Below are 16734 nucleotides of genomic sequence, written 5' to 3'. Positions count from 1 at the left end.
GATTCTTCTACGAAGAATCTGTCAGAGAGCGGTTGCGAAATCATTTACAAGAGTTTGAGAGGATGACCATGGACCGCGTCACATTCACCGACGACCTCGAAATGAGCCGCCTCGTCTACGGCATGTGGCGGCTTGGCGACGATGCCGACACCAGCGTGGAGCATATCCGCAACAAGATCAGCGCGTGCCTCGATCAGGGCATCACGACGATGGATCAGGCGGATATCTACGGCGGGTATGAGGCTGAGGAAATCATGGGCAACGCGCTCACGAAAGATCTTCGCAACCGGATCGAAATCGTGACCAAATGCGATATCGTCGCCCCAGTGGGCCGCTACATGGATGCGAAGGTCAAGCACTACGACACGTCCCGCGCGCATATCCTGTCCTCGGTGGATCATTCGCTGCGGCTGATGAAGATCGACCATATCGACCTGCTGCTGATCCACCGTCCCGATCCGTTGATGGATGCCTGCGAAACCGGTGCAGCCCTGGACGAGGTCGTGGCATCGGGCAAGGTGCGCGCGGTGGGTGTGTCGAATTTCCGCCCTTGGGATTGGGAGCTGTTGCAGGCATCGATGAAATCCCCCCTGGTCACCAACCAGATCGAGATCAGCCTTCTGCACCACGCGCCCTTCACCAATGGTGACATCGCCTTCCACCAGAAGAACGGCCAGCCCTTAATGGCGTGGTCGCCGCTTGGCGGTGGCGCCTTGTTCGACGGCAAGAACGCCGCCTTGCGCGCTGCACTCAAGAAGATCGGTGACGATCACGGCGTTGACGAAGCCGCCGTCGCGGTCGCCTGGCTCTTGGCGCATCCGTCGCGCATTCTACCTGTCCTCGGCACCAACAATCTGGACCGCATCGCACGCATCGGCGATGCTGCGAAAATCCAGATCGACCGGGAGACTTGGTTTGACCTCTACACACACGCCCTTGGACATGAAGTGGCCTGAGAACAGCGATGAATGCCTTGACGCACAGCTTTGAACCTACGCTGGACACAGCGCGCGACTATCGCCATGCGCTTGGCCGGTTCGGCACGGGCGTCACCGTCGTGACCTGCGACACGGGCGACGGACCGCTGGGCATCACCGCCAACAGCTTTGCGTCGGTCTCGCTCGATCCGCCGCTGGTGCTCTGGTCGCCGGCCAAATCCTCGAGCCGGTATCCGTTCTTCATGGCCGCCGATCACTTTGCCATTCACGTGGTCGCTGCGGAACAGGCCGGGCTGTGCAAGGCCTTCGCGCGGGACGGAAATCCGTTCGATCAGTTCGACTGGCATGTGGGCGATCATGGCGTGCCGCTTCTGGACAATTGCCTGAGCCGGTTCGAATGCACCAAGACCGCAGAATATGACGGCGGCGACCATTCGATTGTTGTGGCACGCGTCACCAAGGTCACGTCGCGGGACGGAGACCCGCTTTTGTTTTACAGCGGACGCTACGGAGGCTTTACTGAACCGACATAAACCGCTCCGATAACACAATAAACGGAGCCATCGGCGAGGAGGCCGATGTGGGACACGGGAGGAGGCCAGTCATGGCCATATTGCTTTGGCTGCTGAGACCATTGGAGGTCACGCTCGACATCGTCCTGCGCATCGGGCGTTGGATTGCGATTGTCGCGATCGGCCTGATGGTCTGCGCCATCCTTCTACAAGTCTTTTGTCGGTACGTTTTGGGCAACGCCCTGCCTTGGCCCGAAGAGTTGGCCATTTTCCTGATGCTCTGGATGACCGCCGCCATTGCGCCCTCGGCTTATCGGCGCGGCGGGTTCGTGGCGCTCGAGGTCCTTTCCTCTGCCCTACCGAAACGCGGCGCTGCATTTCTTGCGCTGGTGCTGCTGCTGATCTCTGGTGCGGTGCTGTATATCGGCGCGCAGATGGGGCTGGGCGAAATGACCAGCCTTGCGGGCAAGTTCAAAAGCGCGTCTCTCAAATACCCGACGCCGGATGGCTGGGTGAAGATGCCCAACTCCTGGCAGATCGCTTCGTTGGTGATTGGCCTTTGGCTGCTCCTTGTCGTCAATATCGAATTGATCCTGCGCAATCTCATCACGCTGGCCGGAGGGGAAGACCGTCTGCGCCCCGCCTATGATGCCGAATTGACGGTGGAGTAAGCCTGATGCTGGTCTGGTTCCTGCCCCTGTTCCTGCTCTTCCTGATGATCGGATTGCCGGTCTTCTTCGGGATGCTCGCGGCACCAGGCATTCTGCTTTGGCTCAACGGTCAGGACCGCGACCTGATCCTGCTCTACCGCAATGTCTATAACGGCATGGCCTCTTTCCCGCTCATGGCGATCCCGTTCTTCATGCTGGCGGGCGAGTTGATGAACCGGGGCGGCATCACCATGCGGCTGGTGGAATTCAGCCAGGCGATGATGGGCCATTTCCGGGGCGGGCTTGCGCATGTGAACGTGTTGTCCTCGATGCTGTTCGCGGGACTGTCCGGGTCTGCGGTGGCGGACACCTCGGCGCTCGGCTCCATGCTGATCCCGGCCATGGAAAAGGAAGGCTACACCCGCAAATTCGCTGCTGCGATCACCGCTGCCAGCTCGGTCATTGGTCCCATCATCCCGCCCTCAGGCATCATGATCATCTATGCCTACGTCATGGGCGAGTCCGTTGCCGCGCTGTTCCTCGCGGGCATTGTCCCGGGCATCCTCGTCGGGGTGGGCCTGATGCTGATGGTCAAGTTACAGGCCGACCGCTATGGCTTTCCGGCCTCACGCGCCAAGGCAAGCTGGGGCGAACGGGGACAGGCATCGCTCAAGGCGTTCTTCCCGCTGATGACGCCGGTGATCATCCTGGGCGGTATCCTGGCCGGTGTCTTCACCCCGACCGAGGCCGCCGCCGTGGCCGTGGGCTATGCCATCATCATCGGCATGTTCGTTCTGAACACGCTCAAGCTCAGGGACCTGCCCGACGTCTTCATGCGCGCCGCGATGACCTCGGCCACGGTGCTGTTGCTGGTTGGCGCCGCGATGGCGTTCAAGACGGTGGTGTCGCTGTCGCACACGCCTGAAATTCTCGCAGAGTTCGTTCTCGGGCTGTCCGAGAACCCCTTGATCCTCTTGTTCCTGATCAACCTGCTGCTCTTCGTCGTGGGCATGTTCCTCGACGCAGGCCCCGCCATCATCATCCTCGGACCCATCCTCGGTCCGATCTTCGTGGACCTTGGTGTCGATCCGATCCACTTTGCCATCATCATGTCGGTGAACCTGACCGTGGGCCTGGCCACGCCGCCGATGGGGCTGGTGCTGTTTGTCGCCTCCAGCGTTTCGGGCGAACGGGTCGAGACCATTTCCAAGGCGATTCTGCCGTTCCTCGCCATCGAGATCGTGGTGATTTTCCTCATCACCTTCATCCCCGAGATATCCATGACCATCCCGCGCCTTACGGGGTTTGCGGACTGACACCTGCGGATCCTACGATCCGCGCAACCGACCAACGAGAAGCAACAGGGAGAACCAAATGCTCAAAGGTCTTACAACGGCGGCACTGACCGCAGCACTGCTGGCTGGCAGCGCGATCACCGCAGCGGCGCAGGATTTCACCATCCGCGCGACTGCCAACTCGAACGAGAACGACGAGGATTACGACGGTCTGGTCGTCTTCAAGAACCATGTCGAGAACGCCTCCAACGGGCGCATCGCGGTCGAGCTTTTCATCGGCACGCAGCTTTGCTCTGGCGGGGCGGAGTGTTTGCAGGGCGTCTCTGACGGGTCCATCGACGTATTCGTGACCACCTCGGGCGGGGCTGCGGGGATCTTCCCCTACGTGCAGGTGCTGGACCTGCCGTATCTCATGTCGGATGACCGCGTGGCGGAGCATGTGCTGTCGGGTGACTTCACCCGCACGATGCGCGACATGGCGCTCGAGGATTCCGGTGACACGATCCGCATCATGACCATCGGCAACACCGGCGGCTGGCGCAACTTCGCCAACACGCAGCGCCGTGTGACGCAGCCCTCCGATCTCGAAGGGCTCAAGATCCGCACGGTGGTCGCTGACCTGCCGCAAGAGCTGGTCAAGGTGCTGGGCGCGTCGCCGACCCCGATCAGCTGGCCCGAGCTCTTCACCTCGCTCCAGACCGGGGTTGTGGACGGGTCCAAGAACGGCATCACCGACATCATGGGCATGAAGTTCCCGGATGCGGGCCTGCAATACCTCACGCTGGACGGGCACGCCTACATGGGTGCGATCTGGGTGATGAACAACGAGAAATTCATGTCCATGCCCGAAGACCTGCGCCGCGTGGTGGCGGACGGGTTCTACGCGCTGCAACAGGCGACATTCGCCAGCCCGAAGCGCAAGTCGATCCAGGCCTATGAAGAGTTCGTCGCCGGTGGCGGGGACCTCTATGTGCCGACACCGGAAGAGAAAGAAGCCTTCCGCGAGGCGGCGTCGCCGGTGTTCGACTGGTTCCAGGAGAACGTCGAAGGCGGCCCGGAAATCTTCGACGCGCTGACCAAGGCGGTCGAGGAAGCCGAAGCGGACCTTGCGGCAGAATACGAGGCCGATCTGAACTGACCTCGTACTGCACGCGGTTCTGGGCCTCGGAGGAAACTCCGGGGCCTTTTTCGTTGGAGAAATCAAGGCACAGCGTATCGTCATCCTCGGGCGTGACCCGAGGATCCGGTTTGCATGAGGTCCTCGGGTCGAGCCCGAGGATGACGTGTGTTTCAGAGAAGAAGCGGCGCCGCCCTTATGGGTCTGACAGTTCTCTAACGATCCCCGATTCAACGGGCGACCTGTACCCTGGGTCTCAGGGCCTGTTCGGAAACCGGTCTCTCATGGTCAGCCTTCCGGCATGTGAGAGATGTGTCATGTAGTGTCGCGGCATGGGAGTGACCCTTCCCGCTCAAAGCGCTTTGTGGCGGGAGGTATGGGGGATGGAGGGTTAACGCATTCGATATGCACCGCGCGGTGGCACGTCTTTTCGAAAAGACGTGCCCCGAGCCTTCGAAGGCTCGGTCGCCCGCTTGGGAAGTGCCGCGCATCGCCGACGCGCGAAGGGGCAATCCGACGGCCGAGTGGCGTGGTTTATCTCTGCCATATCCGAAGAGGGTCTGAGGTTCCCCCTGCCTCACCCAAATCGCCGCCGCGTGGGGGCGCGTCATGCCAGAGGCATGCTTCCAGCATGACGATGCGCGGCGGGCTCCGCCCGCTGTTGACTGTTCAACCCTACATCGACGTCCTCTATAACTGTCTAACTGAATGTCGAAAAATGACTCAGGATTGTTGCAACGAGCTACCAAAGTAGTCATGCTTGGTACTCAGCAAGGCAATCTCTGGAACGAAGAGTTAGGTACAACTTGAGCATCGCTGACGAAGAACTACTGGAAACAGTCGAAGAAATTGACGAGGAGCCTTATGTTGAATTTGACATCTCGGTCGCACCTTCGGATCCATCACTTGAGTTATTGGCTTCCCAGATACAGCGTGGAGATATCATAATACCTTTCTACCAACGCAAATTTGTTTGGAAGATCGAACAGTCATCAAAACTCATAGAATCATTCTTGATGGGCCTTCCCGTTCCACAGGTGTTTCTCTACGAGAATGATCAGGGAGAACTTGAGGTAATAGATGGCCAACAACGTTTAATGTCGGTCAAATATTTCATTGAAGGATACTTTGGTGAAGCTGATGATAAGGGCAAGCGGCAGGTATTTCGACTCAAAGGCTTAGCAGAACGTTCCGACTTCAACGGCAAAACATTCGAAGAACTCCCTCCACGCTACCAGAGGAAAGTTCGAAACTCAACCCTTAGAGCGATCAATATCCGCCAGATTACTCCTTCCGGCACTGGAGATAGCGTATTCCACATCTTCGAACGCCTTAATACTGGAGGCACACTTCTGAAGCCGCAGGAAATTCGCAACGCTGTTTATAGGGGTGAGATTGTTTCCAAACTCTGGAAATTGAATGAGACGCCGGAATGGCAAAAAATTCTTGGACTCAAGAAGCCCGACAAAAACCAAAAGGATGTTGAGTTGGTGCTTCGACTCTTTTCACTGTTTCATAGCTGGAAAGACTACGAAAAACCAATGCTAAGCCACCTGAACAAATTCATGAAGGATAACCGTGATTTTGATTCCGCGGAAGCAGAAAAATTCGCAGAGAAGTTCCCTAAGGTGGCTGAATTGGTTAGTGAGAACCTAGAGAAGCCGTTTAGGCCGCGCGGAATAATAAATTCCGCTGTCCTTGAAGCTGTCATGGTGACCCTACTTGAAGACGACACCATAGACGGAACTCGCCTTCGCGATGGATATAAACGACTTTTGGAAGTTCCCGAGTTTTTAGAGCGCATTACGGGCGGCACAACAGACACAGTTGTGCTACAACGCAGGATTGAAATCGCCAAACAGACGATCTAGATGCTTCCAGCCGAGCTACAGGAACACTTCTTGCGGGTCGATAAACTTGTCGAGGAAATGGATCAGTTCGTTCCCGCAGGGTCACGCGGAGTAGTCGAGTTTCGTGCCGATTTGGCGGGCATGCTCGTAGTAACAATTGCTGCAATGTACGAAACTTGTGTCAAGACTACGATGATTTCCTACGCTGCAAGATTTGGAAGAGAATTCGAAGGATTTACAGAAAGAAACTATAAGAAACTTAGCAGCAAGATTTCGCATCGTGACTTGAGAAGATATGCAAGTACTTTCGATACAGCATTATGTGATAGATTCGACGAAGTTTTGGACCGCCGAAGGAAGATGGCAGTCAAATTAAGCGGAAAAAACCCAATCAAGCAACTGGATCAGATACTTGATTGGCGGCACGACTTTGCTCACGCTGGCTTGAGGCAAACAACCATAAGTGAAGCGATGAACACTCACAGGCTTGCAAGTATAGTTATCTTGTCGTTTCACAAGTCATTTACCGAACATACTTAGGAAGTTTGGGCCATACAGTCTTCAACTTGGATTTTTCGCGATAATTGCACCGCCACATTCCCGCCACTTGCCCCTGCTACCCCGATCCGCAACACTTACCGAAACGGGTAGAGCCAGACCCGGTAGTCATCCACGAGCTGTTGCGCATGGTCTATTTGCTCCGGCGTCATCTTCTTAATCACCTCCTCGACCGAGATTGCGGCGTCGGGGTCTCCGCCGATGGTCGAAAGCTGATACCACAGGAACGCGCGGACAAGGTCGGGGGCGGGCAGGCCGAGACCGGTTTCATAATACCAGCCGACACCCGATTGCGCGCCCGCGTGACCCTTCATCGCGGACCGCAGATACCAGTCGAACGCGCGGACGTGGTCCTGTTCGACGCCGAGCCCGAGGGCGTACATCACGCCGATCAGCTCCTCGGCCTCGGCATTGCCCGAGCGCGCGGCGGGCCAAAGGGCGTCGCGCGCTTCCTCGAAACGCCCCTCTTCCATCAGATCGCGTGCGTCCTCGATATCGGCCAGAGCCGGAACCGCCATCAGGCAGCAGGACACAATCCGTCCGGTCCATTTCATCTCGGTCTGCTCTTCGCTCTTTTCCTGGCCGCCCCGCCTGCTCTGGCGCAACCGATCACGGCCGAGGATTTCATCGCCTTCGATGCGGATAAGGCCCGGATCGGTCAATTGCTGTTTTACGACAAGATCCTGAGCGGCAACAGGAATATCTCGTGCGGGACGTGTCACCATCACGATCTGGGCGGCAGCGACGGGCTGTCACTGGGCATCGGAGAAGGCGGGACTGGGCTTGGTGCCGACCGCACGCCCGGCGATGGCCCGGACCGCATCCGCAAACGTATCCCGCGCAATGCACCGGCGCTCTGGAACCTCGGCCACAAGGATGTGCGGGTGCTGTTCCACGACGGGCGGCTGGAGATGTCGGATATCTACGGCAACGACTATGACAGCCCCGCCGAGGAATGGCTGCCGCAGGGGTTGGAGACGATCCTCGCGGCGCAGGCGCTCTTTCCGATGACATCGCAATTCGAAATGGCCGGGAATGTCGGCGAGAACGAGATCGCGGGGGCAGTGAAGGACCGGATCGACAGAGCCTGGCCGATCATCGCCAAGCGGGTGCGGACAATTTCGGACTATGGCGAGATGTTCGTTGCCGCCTTCGATCATATCGAGCGTCCCGAGGACGTGACCATCGTCGAGATCGGCAACGCGTTGGCGGCCTTCATCGGCACTGAGTGGACAAACTACGACAGCCCCTATGACGCGTTCCTGACGGATGGCACCCCCCTGCCCGAGGCGGCAGAGCGCGGGCGGCAGTTGTTCTTTGGCGAGGCGCGCTGCGTGCAGTGCCATAACGGTCCGTTGCTGTCCGACCAGGAATTTCACGCGATGGCCTTGCCCGCCTTCGGCCCCGGCCGGACCCGCATCTGGGACCCGATCCCGCGCGATGTCGGGCGCATGGGCGCGACCGACGATCTGGAAGACGCGTACCGCTTCCGCACGCCCTCTTTGCGCAACGTCGCGCTGACGGCGCCTTACGGCCATAACGGCGCCTATGCGAACCTGCGGGACATGGTGCACCACATGGCTGACCCGTTGAGGATGCGGGCCGATTGGACACCGGAGAAAGCCGCGTTGCCGGAGGTTCCGTGGGTGCAGGAGATCGATTTCGTGATCCAGACCGATACGCTCGAAATGGAGCGTCAGGCCGCGTTTCTGGACGTGCGACCCGTGCCTCTGTCGGAGGCGCAGGTGGACGACATCGTGGCCTTTCTCGAAAGCCTGACCGGGGAGACAGCGCTTATGCGCCCGCTTGGCCGACCGAAGAGCGTGCCCAGCGGATTGCCGGTGGATTGAGCTCTCAGGACGCTTTGAGGAATTCGCGGATCACCGGCTGCTTCGCCGGTTTCTTCATGAGGCTGCGCAGAAGTTTTGCAAGCTCCGGTTCGCTGACCCGTTTGGCCGCGCCCTTGGCCGAGAACCATTTGCGCTTGCGCTCGTCGCGTTCTTTCCAGTTGCGCTTGAGATTTTCGACAACCATCGGATACACATCGACTTCGCATTTCAGCGATGAGCCGTCGTCCAGCTTCTTCTTGTAAGTATAGATTCCCAGCACGTCCTTGCCGATATAGCCAACCGCGCCCGCCTCTTCCAAGGCCTCGATTTCTGCCGCGACCCAGGGTTTTTTCCCGTTCATGGTCCAGCCTTTCGGCATGATCCACCGCTTGGTTTCGCGTGACGTGACCATCAGAACCTGAAAGGTTCCGTCCTTTTTCCAGCGCATGGGCAGCGCCGCAATTTGTTTTCCGAGTTCCGCCATGGGTGTGCGCGCAATTTCTTGTTGTTATGTCTGCCTCGCCCACAACATACACAAAAGATGAACCTTTCGCAAATGAAGCACGAGTGAGACCCCACGGTCAGAGCCCGGAAATCCGTTTCAGATGCCCCAGAACATCGTCGACACCCTTGTCATGACGCACTGCGGCGAAGACGAAGGGCCGACCTTCGCGCATCTTGGTGGCGTCGCGGTCCATCACCTCGAGCGAGGCGCCGACATGCGGCGCGAGGTCGGTCTTGTTGATCACCAGAATGTCCGATCGTGTCAGCGCAGGCCCGCCCTTGCGCGGGATCTCCTCGCCTGCGGCCACGTCGATCACGTAGAGCGTCACGTCCGCCAGTTCCGGGCTGAACGTGGCCGACAAGTTGTCCCCGCCGCTTTCGATCAGCACCACCTCGACCTCGGGGTGACGGCGGACCATCTCGGCCACAGCGGCCAGGTTGATCGAGGCATCCTCGCGGATCGCCGTGTGCGGGCAACCGCCGGTTTCCACGCCGATCACCCGGTCCTGCGGCAGGATCTGCATGCGCATCAGCGCCTCGGCATCTTCCTGCGTGTAGATGTCGTTGGTGATAACACCGACGGAATGGGTGTCTTTGAGGCGCTTCGCCAGCGCTGCGGTGAGCGAGGTTTTCCCGGCGCCGACGGGGCCACCAATACCAACGCGAAGGGGTCCATTGCGGGTGCTCATGTGCGGAAAATCCTTGGGCTGAGGGTTTCGTGACGCATCGCGGCGATGTCGGCAGCGAAGCTTTGGCTGGTCATGTCGTCAAGAGACATCGCCTCGGACTGGATCGCGATCTCGGAGCAGAGCGGAGCGAGCGCCGCGACGATGCGCTGTGCCTCGGTCTGACCCAGCGCCATCAGGCGTTGGCAGGCGGCGACCACGGCACTGACCCAGGCGTGAAGATACATCTGCACCGCCATGGTCAGCGGCAAGTCGAGATGTTTGATGCCGACGCCAAGCGCGACGGGATAGGTGAGGTTTAAGACGTCGATCCCCCAATTGGCGCGCAGCTGGTCACAGAAGGCCGTGCCTTGAGCATCAAGTTCCAGAAGACGTTCGCGGCTTGGGCAAAAGGCGCGGGCAACCTCGTCGATCTCTGACGGATCGGATGCGTCGGCTGCCGCGCGGATCAGGATGGCGTCGGCCAGGCCATTGCCATGGCAGAGCATGTCCGACAGCCAATCCTCGACCGTGGCGGGTATGACCACCTTGTCGGCGATCGCCTGCTCAAGCCCGCTGGAATAGGCAAAGGCCCCGATGGGGAAGCCCGGCGACAGCCATTGCGCCAGCGTCAGGATCGGATCAGTGGGCGTGCGAATGGGTCCGTCCATGACCGTAGGCGCCTCCTTCCGGGGTAAAGGGTTCGACGCGTTCCGTCACCGTCGCGCCCAGCTTGCCCAGCATGTCGCGGATCACGTGGTCGGGCTGGATCAGCAGGCGGGTGGGCTCGACCTGACAGGGCGTGTGGCGGTTGCCGATGTGCCAGGCAAGGCGCACGAGGTTGTCGCCGGTGATCTCCAGCAGAGGTTCGGGGGCGGCGACCACTTGGATCTCGCGCCCGTCTTCGAGGATGAGCGCACCGCCGTGATCGAGCGAGGTGGTCTGTTCAAGGTCGAGCAGGAACGCCAGACCGCCATCCGTGGTCAGAACACGTCGCCGCAGAAACCGCGCTTCATAGCTGAGCGAGATACGGTCACTTGGTGTGCCGTGGGTGTGGGTGTGGTAGGTAGAGACTGTGAGCATATCCGCCTTCTCAAGTTAGCGATGTGACGCGACCGACCGGGCGGGCGCGTTACGTCGCGTCGCGTTGCGACGTGAATGGCCTGGACGGGCACCCGTCAAAACAGGAAATACCGCTGCGCCATCGGCACCACCTCGGCGGGTTCGCAGACAAGAAGTTCTCCATCGGCACGCACCTCGTAGGTTTCGGGATTCACCTCGACCTTGGGCGTGGCCGTGTTCAGCTTGAGATCGGATTTCCCGATCCCGCGCGTGTTCTGCACGGCCAGTGTTTTCTTCGCGATGCCCAGCTTATCTCCGATACCGTCGGCCTGCGCCGCCTCGGACACGAAAACAACCGCGGAATGCTCGACGCTGCGCCCATACGCGCCCCACATCGGGCGGGTGTAGACAGGCTGCGGCGTCGGGATCGACGCGTTCGGATCGCCCATCTGCGCACAAACGATGGTGCCGCCCAGAAGCACCATCTCGGGCTTCACGCCGAAGAACGCGGGATGCCAGAGGCACAGATCGGCACGCTTGCCTTCCTCGATGCTGCCGATGTGCTGGCTGATGCCATGCGCAATCGCGGGGTTGATCGTGTATTTCGCGATATACCGGCGCACGCGCATGTTGTCGTTATCGCCGGTTTCCTCGGGCAGGCGTCCGCGCTGCTTGCGCATCTTGTCGGCGGTCTGCCAAGTGCGGATGATCACCTCGCCCACACGACCCATCGCCTGGCTGTCGGACGCGATGATGCTGAAGGCCCCCATGTCGTGCAGGATGTCCTCCGCCGCGATCGTCTCGCGCCGGATGCGGCTTTCGGCAAAGGCGATGTCCTCGGGGATGGATTTGTCGAGATGATGACAGACCATGAGCATGTCCAGATGCTCTTCCAGCGTGTTCACCGTGAAGGGGCGCGTCGGGTTGGTGGAGGACGGCAGCACATGCTCTTCGCCGCAGATCTTGATGATGTCCGGCGCGTGCCCGCCGCCTGCCCCTTCGGTGTGGAAGGCGTGGATGGTGCGGCCCTTCATAGCCTTCACGGTATGTTCCACGAAGCCGGACTCATTGAGCGTGTCGGTATGGATCATCACCTGTACGTCCATCGCATCCGCGACACTCAGACAGCAGTCGATGGCGGCGGGCGTGGTGCCCCAGTCCTCGTGCAGCTTCAACGCGCAGGCCCCCGCCTTCACCTGTTCTTCCAGCGCAGCAGGTAGAGACGCGTTGCCCTTGCCCGCAAAGGCAAGGTTCATCGGGAAGGCATCCGCCGCCTGCAACATCCGCCCGATATGCCACGGCCCCGGCGTGCAGGTCGTGGCCAGCGTCCCATGTGCGGGGCCCGTGCCGCCGCCCAGCATGGTGGTGAGACCGGAATGCAGCGCGTCGTCGATCTGTTGCGGGCAGATGAAATGGATGTGACTGTCAAAGCCCCCCGCGGTCAGGATGCGCCCCTCGCCCGCAATCGCCTCTGTGCCCGGACCAACGATGATGTCGACACCCGGCTGCGTGTCGGGGTTGCCCGCCTTACCGATCTTGTGGATGCGCCCGTCCTTGAGCCCGACATCGGCCTTGTAGATGCCGGTATAATCCACGATCAGCGCGTTGGTGATAACGGTATCCACGGCACCTTCGGCGCGCGTCGCTTGCGACTGCCCCATCCCGTCGCGGATCACCTTGCCGCCGCCGAATTTGACCTCTTCTCCGTAGACCAGAGCATTGCCCCCAGAGCCGCCGCTGCTCGCGGCGCCGACCGCTTCGGCGGTCAGGTCACGCTCAACCTCGATGATCAGATCCGTGTCGGCCAGCCGCAACCGGTCGCCCACGGTGGGTCCGAACATGGCAGCGTAATCGCTGCGTTTGATCTCAACTGGCATATCAGCCCCTCTTCAGTCCGCGTTTGGTCAGCCGCTTGTGGTTCGCGCGGGTCGCCTGCCGGATCGGTTTGATCGCAAGCGCGGCGACGATATCGGGGCTTTTTCCGGCGGCCGCTGCGAAAGAGGCATCCGTGGTGCCCTTGACGAAGGCAAAAACCTTTTCGTTCAGCATGCGCTTGTTCTCGGTTTTGGGCACAGACCAGAACCCGGCCAGTCCCATGAGACGCATCGCGATCACCCCCTGCGCCTCGGCCAGAACGAACCCGACCTGCATTGCGTTTGCCCAGTAATCCATCGGTGTCACGATCCGGACCATCACAGTTCTCCCATCACCTGTTGGTTGAACCCGATCACCCGGCGGTCGCCGCTCAGAGGGATCACCTGCACTTCGCGGCGCTGACCCGGTTCGAACCGCACCGCCGTGCCCGGCGCGATATCGAGCCGGTGCCCGCGTGCCGCATCCCGGTCAAAATCGAGTGCGGGATTGGTCTCGGCGAAATGGTAATGGCTGCCCACCTGCACCGGACGGTCGCCGGTATTGGCGACCATCAGCGTGATCGCGGGTCGATCGGGGTTGAGCGTCAGAGTGCCTTCCGCCAGAAAAAGCTCTCCGGGGATCATTTTCGTCTCCGAATTTTGCCCATGGCCAGACCGCCCGCGACGGCGATCACGCCCAGTGCGCTGACCAGAACCAACCAATGCGCGCCGTCATGCGGGTGCACATGCGCGCCGGGATGCGCCATCGCCGAGGACGCCCAAATCAAGGAAACAACCGCCAAAGCCAGACCGTTTTTCATCTCAAAACCCTTTCACTTTTTCTTTTTCCAGATATGCAAACTCATCGGATCGGATTGTGCACCGTCACCAGTTTGGTGCCGTCCGGGAACGTCGCTTCCACCTGCACTTCGTGGATCATCTCGGGCACGCCCTCCATGCATTGATCGCGGGTGATGACCTGTGCGCCAGCTTGCATCATGTCGGCCACCGAACGTCCGTCGCGCGCGCCTTCGACCACCGCGTCGGTGATCAGCGCAATCGCTTCCGGATGGTTCAGCTTCACGCCACGGTCCAACCGCTTGCGGGCCACTTCGGCGGCCATGGCGATCAGCAATTTGTCTTTTTCACGGGGGGTCAGGTTCATCGGTCAAAGTCTCCAGGATCGTGGCAGGGTGTCCCCGCTCAGCCGATCAAGCACGGGGATCAGGGTGCGTCGCAGGTCAAATCCATCCTTCGCCAAGGCGCGCATCACCAGCACGCCGTCGCGCACCAGGGACACACCCGCAGTCTTCGGCAACATCGCGCGAACGGGGTCGAGATGCGCCTCGGCCTCGGGGGCGGCGAACACGACGAGCGCCATCGCGCGGGCGCCATTGCCCACAGCGGGCTTGTCGAGGGTCGCGGTGATATCGCCGGTCAGTGTCGATGCATCACGGAACACGACGCGGCCCGCACGTTCGAGCGTCAGACTGTCAGCGAGCCGGGCCTGCGTGACCACCTCACCCATCGCCAGGCGCCCGAAGAGCACGGGTTCGACAACCAATACCCGGGCGTCGGCGGCCATCCTGATTGCAAGCGACCGCCGCAACGCACCGTTTTGAAACAGGATGGTTTCCTGCGGCAACCAATCCACGCGGCCGCCGCTTTCGACCGTTATCACGTTGCGCACCCGCGCGGTGGTGTCATCGGCGGTGCGGTAAACGCGCTCCGCCGCCTGTGTCGTCAATCGCAGCCGCGCGCCGGTTTGCGCCGTGGCAGCGATGGACAGGGTATCGCCACCGGTCAGCCCGCCGGAGGTGTTCAGGATCACACCTTCGACCGCATCACGGGCCGGTGTCATCAGCACCTTGGCCGAGCCCGTCTGATGCAGATCGGCCAAGGCTGACACCCCCGCGCCGCGCGATTTGGCGGCAATGGAAAGCTTGCCATGAGACCGCGGCGGCAAGGTTGTCAGAGGGGTCATCCGGGTCATTGTGTTCGAACGCTAGATATCGGGTGCGTCCGACTTCCAACGCATTTCGCCAGCGCGCATCAAAACTGATCGTCATTGGTGCGGAAAGCCGCCTTGGCCACGAGGTGTCGCACAAAAGATGGGCGGCTTTGTCCTATCAGCATATTTCTTGGGCGATCTACGAACGCAGGAAATCAGGCAGGATGTTCGCAGTCGGGAAGCTGTCTCAGCACCATGTCGCGCGACGGGCGGACGGCTTCGGGGAGGTCCTGAAGAACGTCGTCCACCACCTCGGCGCTGAGTTCCGCCACCTCGCAGGAGTAGTCCGCAAAGGTGCCATCGGGGTTCTCTGTTTGCCAGTCGCGGAAATCCTGGGCCTCAAACGCCACCGCGGCACCTGCCCCAACCACGGGAACCGCGACCAACACCCGTCGCAAGCGGGCCTTTGCCTTTGCTTTGGACACCGCCTTGGCCATGTCCTTGCGATGCTTCAGCGCGGCGGCGGACGCACTGGCAGTTGCCGTGGCGACCTGCGCCGACAGTGTCAACGCCTGAAGGCCAAGGACCGCAGTGCTGACCGCCAGCGCGCCACACAGCCACATCAGGAAAACTGTGTTGCGCAGCCATTTGAAGAGCCGAAACACCGGATCAGCGCAGGCTTTGCAAAAGCGCCTGCGAAGGTGTGCCGGTCACCGGAAGGCCCCGACTGCTCTGGTAGGCGCGGATTGCGGCTTCGGTGTTCGATCCGATTACGCCGTCCGCGCCCTGCGTGTCGAAACCGCGCGCGGAGAGGCGTTGTTGCAGGGTAATCCGGTCGGCCTTGGTCAGCCCGTTGGCATCGGGCGGAAAACTGGCGCGCAGCGGCCCGGCGCCGCCGATCCTGTCCGCCAAGTGTCCGACGCCAATCGCGTAGGCGTCCGAATTGTTGTAGCGCTTGATCACGCGGAAATTGCTTGTCGTGGCGAACCGCGGCCCGCCCGGTTGCGGTTGCAGCGACCCGTTGGGCGACTCGCTTCCCCATCCCAGCCCGCGCGTCCAGCCATTGCGCTGAAGATACGCCGCTGCCGAGGCCAGCGCGTCGGACGGATCATCCGACCAGATATCGCGCCGTCCGTCGCCGGTGTAGTCGACCGCAAATTGCAGGTAGGAGGTGGGGATGAACTGCGTATGTCCCATCGCCCCCGCCCAGCTTCCGGTCATTTGCGATGCGGGAATATCGCCGTTCTGAAGGATACGGAGCGCCGCGATCAACTGCTGTTCGAAGAACCGCCCCCGCCGTCCGTCAAAGGCAAGGGTCGAGGTCGCCGAGATCACCGGCACCTGGCCGCGCCGTTCACCGTAAAAGCTCTCCAGCCCCCAGATCGCGGTGATGATCCGCGCATCGACACCATATCGGTCCTCCAACGCATTTAATGTCCCGCGATGTCGGGCAAAGGCCGCACGCCCCTTCTGCACACGCTCATCCGAGGTCGCGATGGAAAGGTAGTCCTCGAGCGTCCGGCTGAATTCGGTCTGGTTGCGGTCGCGGGTGACGACACCGGGCAGATATCCAGTGCCGCGAAACGCGGCCTCCAAAGTGTTTTGCGAAATGCCCTGCGCGGCGGCCCTACCGCGAAACGACGCGACCCAGGCATCGTAGGCAGCGTTCGGAACGGGCCGCAGGTCGTCCGGCAATCCCGCAGGTGTGTTCGTGCTCACGCTGCCCGGCACGCCACGCGAACAGGCGGCAAGGCCAAGACCCATGAGTCCCAGCCCAAAGAAACGTCGATTGATCTGCATCGGTCTGCTCACCTCTGGATGCGTTTTTCGCCATTGTGGGGCCAACCGGCCTGTCGCACAATGATTCAGGCAAAATTTCGGGATTCAGGCAAAAATTCGGATCTTTGCGCGGATGCGTGCAATTCAGGCAGTTTGATCCGATGGGCCCGT

The 16734-nt window shown here is 60.7% G+C and carries 21 protein-coding genes; 8 read left to right on the top strand and 13 right to left on the bottom strand.

What is annotated here, in order from left to right:
* Window positions 1–68: 68 nt before the first annotated feature.
* From Q1B16_RS19980 to Q1B16_RS19950, 7 genes are all read left to right on the top strand, one after another.
* On the top strand, window positions 69–956 hold the full coding sequence (locus tag Q1B16_RS19980) for an aldo/keto reductase (protein WP_299793360.1): 888 nt from the start codon (window positions 69–71) through the stop codon (window positions 954–956).
* 8 nt (window positions 957–964) lie between these two features.
* A complete protein-coding gene (locus tag Q1B16_RS19975; protein WP_299793358.1) occupies window positions 965–1471 on the top strand; it encodes a flavin reductase family protein in 507 nt (168 codons plus the stop codon).
* A 71-nt stretch (window positions 1472–1542) separates the two neighbouring features.
* Window positions 1543–2121 (top strand): TRAP transporter small permease subunit, encoded by a 579-nt coding sequence (locus tag Q1B16_RS19970; RefSeq protein ID WP_299793355.1) that lies wholly within the window; start codon window positions 1543–1545, stop codon window positions 2119–2121.
* A gap of 5 nt (window positions 2122–2126) precedes the next feature.
* Entirely contained in the window at window positions 2127–3416 is a 1290-nt protein-coding gene (locus tag Q1B16_RS19965) for a TRAP transporter large permease (RefSeq protein WP_299793352.1), read from the top strand.
* A gap of 58 nt (window positions 3417–3474) precedes the next feature.
* Window positions 3475–4533: a TRAP transporter substrate-binding protein DctP gene (gene dctP / locus Q1B16_RS19960; RefSeq protein ID WP_299793349.1), complete on the top strand. Its 1059-nt coding sequence runs from the start codon at window positions 3475–3477 to the stop codon at window positions 4531–4533.
* Between the two features lie 785 nt (window positions 4534–5318).
* Window positions 5319–6383 (top strand): DUF262 domain-containing protein, encoded by a 1065-nt coding sequence (locus Q1B16_RS19955; protein ID WP_299793346.1) that lies wholly within the window; start codon window positions 5319–5321, stop codon window positions 6381–6383.
* A 30-nt stretch (window positions 6384–6413) separates the two neighbouring features.
* Window positions 6414–6902: a HEPN domain-containing protein gene (locus Q1B16_RS19950; RefSeq protein WP_299793343.1), complete on the top strand. Its 489-nt coding sequence runs from the start codon at window positions 6414–6416 to the stop codon at window positions 6900–6902.
* Between the two features lie 95 nt (window positions 6903–6997).
* Here Q1B16_RS19950 and Q1B16_RS19945 read toward each other — a convergent pair whose 3' ends face one another.
* Window positions 6998–7474, bottom strand: coding sequence for a tetratricopeptide repeat protein (locus Q1B16_RS19945; RefSeq protein ID WP_299793340.1), 477 nt, complete (start codon window positions 7472–7474; stop codon window positions 6998–7000).
* Window positions 7475–7582: 108 nt separating this feature from the next.
* Between Q1B16_RS19945 and Q1B16_RS19940 the strand changes: the two genes are divergently transcribed.
* The gene (locus tag Q1B16_RS19940; protein WP_366140175.1) at window positions 7583–8770 is read left to right on the top strand and encodes a cytochrome c peroxidase; all 1188 of its coding nucleotides are present in this window, start codon (window positions 7583–7585) and stop codon (window positions 8768–8770) included.
* 4 nt (window positions 8771–8774) lie between these two features.
* On the opposite strand, the gene Q1B16_RS19935 is transcribed toward Q1B16_RS19940, so the two are convergent.
* From Q1B16_RS19935 to Q1B16_RS19880, 12 genes are all read right to left on the bottom strand, one after another.
* Complete coding sequence (locus tag Q1B16_RS19935) at window positions 8775–9197, bottom strand: NUDIX domain-containing protein (protein ID WP_299793337.1); 423 nt, start codon at window positions 9195–9197, stop codon at window positions 8775–8777.
* Window positions 9198–9330: 133 nt separating this feature from the next.
* A complete protein-coding gene (ureG, locus tag Q1B16_RS19930; RefSeq protein WP_299793334.1) occupies window positions 9331–9942 on the bottom strand; it encodes an urease accessory protein UreG in 612 nt (203 codons plus the stop codon).
* Window positions 9939–10589: an urease accessory UreF family protein gene (locus tag Q1B16_RS19925; RefSeq protein WP_299793331.1), complete on the bottom strand. Its 651-nt coding sequence runs from the start codon at window positions 10587–10589 to the stop codon at window positions 9939–9941. The genes ureG and Q1B16_RS19925 overlap by 4 nt, the downstream gene beginning before the upstream one ends.
* A complete protein-coding gene (locus Q1B16_RS19920; protein WP_299793328.1) occupies window positions 10561–11001 on the bottom strand; it encodes an urease accessory protein UreE in 441 nt (146 codons plus the stop codon). Before Q1B16_RS19920 ends, Q1B16_RS19925 begins: the two co-directional genes overlap by 29 nt.
* Before the next feature lie 95 nt (window positions 11002–11096).
* Window positions 11097–12857, bottom strand: a complete 1761-nt coding sequence (gene ureC / locus Q1B16_RS19915) for an urease subunit alpha (RefSeq protein ID WP_299793325.1) — start codon at window positions 12855–12857, stop codon at window positions 11097–11099.
* A gap of 1 nt (window position 12858) precedes the next feature.
* The gene (locus Q1B16_RS19910; protein ID WP_299793322.1) at window positions 12859–13173 is read right to left on the bottom strand and encodes an antifreeze protein; all 315 of its coding nucleotides are present in this window, start codon (window positions 13171–13173) and stop codon (window positions 12859–12861) included.
* The gene (locus Q1B16_RS19905) at window positions 13173–13478 is read right to left on the bottom strand and encodes an urease subunit beta (protein ID WP_299793319.1); all 306 of its coding nucleotides are present in this window, start codon (window positions 13476–13478) and stop codon (window positions 13173–13175) included. Before Q1B16_RS19905 ends, Q1B16_RS19910 begins: the two co-directional genes overlap by 1 nt.
* Window positions 13475–13654 carry a hypothetical protein gene (locus Q1B16_RS19900; RefSeq protein WP_299793316.1) on the bottom strand — a complete coding sequence of 60 codons (180 nt, stop codon included), beginning with the start codon at window positions 13652–13654 and terminating at the stop codon, window positions 13475–13477. The genes Q1B16_RS19905 and Q1B16_RS19900 overlap by 4 nt, the downstream gene beginning before the upstream one ends.
* Window positions 13655–13695: 41 nt before the next feature.
* Complete coding sequence (locus Q1B16_RS19895; RefSeq protein ID WP_299793313.1) at window positions 13696–13998, bottom strand: urease subunit gamma; 303 nt, start codon at window positions 13996–13998, stop codon at window positions 13696–13698.
* 3 nt (window positions 13999–14001) lie between these two features.
* Entirely contained in the window at window positions 14002–14817 is an 816-nt protein-coding gene (locus Q1B16_RS19890; RefSeq protein WP_299793310.1) for an urease accessory protein UreD, read from the bottom strand.
* 182 nt (window positions 14818–14999) lie between these two features.
* Window positions 15000–15449 (bottom strand): hypothetical protein, encoded by a 450-nt coding sequence (locus Q1B16_RS19885; protein WP_299793307.1) that lies wholly within the window; start codon window positions 15447–15449, stop codon window positions 15000–15002.
* 4 nt (window positions 15450–15453) lie between these two features.
* Window positions 15454–16584: a lytic murein transglycosylase gene (locus Q1B16_RS19880; protein WP_299793304.1), complete on the bottom strand. Its 1131-nt coding sequence runs from the start codon at window positions 16582–16584 to the stop codon at window positions 15454–15456.
* Between the last annotated feature and the right edge of the window lie 150 nt (window positions 16585–16734).

This window comes from uncultured Marivita sp., assembly GCF_947488135.1.
In the GTDB taxonomy this organism is placed as follows: domain Bacteria; phylum Pseudomonadota; class Alphaproteobacteria; order Rhodobacterales; family Rhodobacteraceae; genus Marivita.
This window is presented reverse-complemented; position numbering and strand designations above follow the sequence as displayed.

Excerpts from the sequence above, each read along its gene's own strand:
- ureG (WP_299793334.1), bottom strand. The coding sequence starts at position 9,942 with ATGAGCACCCGCAATGGACCCCTTCGCGTTGGTATTGGTGGCCCCGTC.
- Q1B16_RS19970 (WP_299793355.1), top strand. The coding sequence starts at position 1,543 with ATGGCCATATTGCTTTGGCTGCTGAGACCATTGGAGGTCACGCTCGAC.
- Q1B16_RS19975 (WP_299793358.1), top strand. The coding sequence starts at position 965 with ATGAATGCCTTGACGCACAGCTTTGAACCTACGCTGGACACAGCGCGC.
- Q1B16_RS19895 (WP_299793313.1), bottom strand. The coding sequence starts at position 13,998 with ATGAACCTGACCCCCCGTGAAAAAGACAAATTGCTGATCGCCATGGCC.
- dctP (WP_299793349.1), top strand. The coding sequence starts at position 3,475 with ATGCTCAAAGGTCTTACAACGGCGGCACTGACCGCAGCACTGCTGGCT.
- Q1B16_RS19925 (WP_299793331.1), bottom strand. The coding sequence starts at position 10,589 with ATGGACGGACCCATTCGCACGCCCACTGATCCGATCCTGACGCTGGCG.
- Q1B16_RS19880 (WP_299793304.1), bottom strand. The coding sequence starts at position 16,584 with ATGCAGATCAATCGACGTTTCTTTGGGCTGGGACTCATGGGTCTTGGC.
- Q1B16_RS19905 (WP_299793319.1), bottom strand. The coding sequence starts at position 13,478 with ATGATCCCCGGAGAGCTTTTTCTGGCGGAAGGCACTCTGACGCTCAAC.
- Q1B16_RS19890 (WP_299793310.1), bottom strand. The coding sequence starts at position 14,817 with ATGACCCCTCTGACAACCTTGCCGCCGCGGTCTCATGGCAAGCTTTCC.
- Q1B16_RS19920 (WP_299793328.1), bottom strand. The coding sequence starts at position 11,001 with ATGCTCACAGTCTCTACCTACCACACCCACACCCACGGCACACCAAGT.
- Q1B16_RS19935 (WP_299793337.1), bottom strand. The coding sequence starts at position 9,197 with ATGCGCTGGAAAAAGGACGGAACCTTTCAGGTTCTGATGGTCACGTCA.
- Q1B16_RS19965 (WP_299793352.1), top strand. The coding sequence starts at position 2,127 with ATGCTGGTCTGGTTCCTGCCCCTGTTCCTGCTCTTCCTGATGATCGGA.
- Q1B16_RS19900 (WP_299793316.1), bottom strand. The coding sequence starts at position 13,654 with ATGAAAAACGGTCTGGCTTTGGCGGTTGTTTCCTTGATTTGGGCGTCC.
- Q1B16_RS19910 (WP_299793322.1), bottom strand. The coding sequence starts at position 13,173 with ATGGTCCGGATCGTGACACCGATGGATTACTGGGCAAACGCAATGCAG.
- Q1B16_RS19980 (WP_299793360.1), top strand. The coding sequence starts at position 69 with ATGGACCGCGTCACATTCACCGACGACCTCGAAATGAGCCGCCTCGTC.
- ureC (WP_299793325.1), bottom strand. The coding sequence starts at position 12,857 with ATGCCAGTTGAGATCAAACGCAGCGATTACGCTGCCATGTTCGGACCC.
- Q1B16_RS19945 (WP_299793340.1), bottom strand. The coding sequence starts at position 7,474 with ATGAAATGGACCGGACGGATTGTGTCCTGCTGCCTGATGGCGGTTCCG.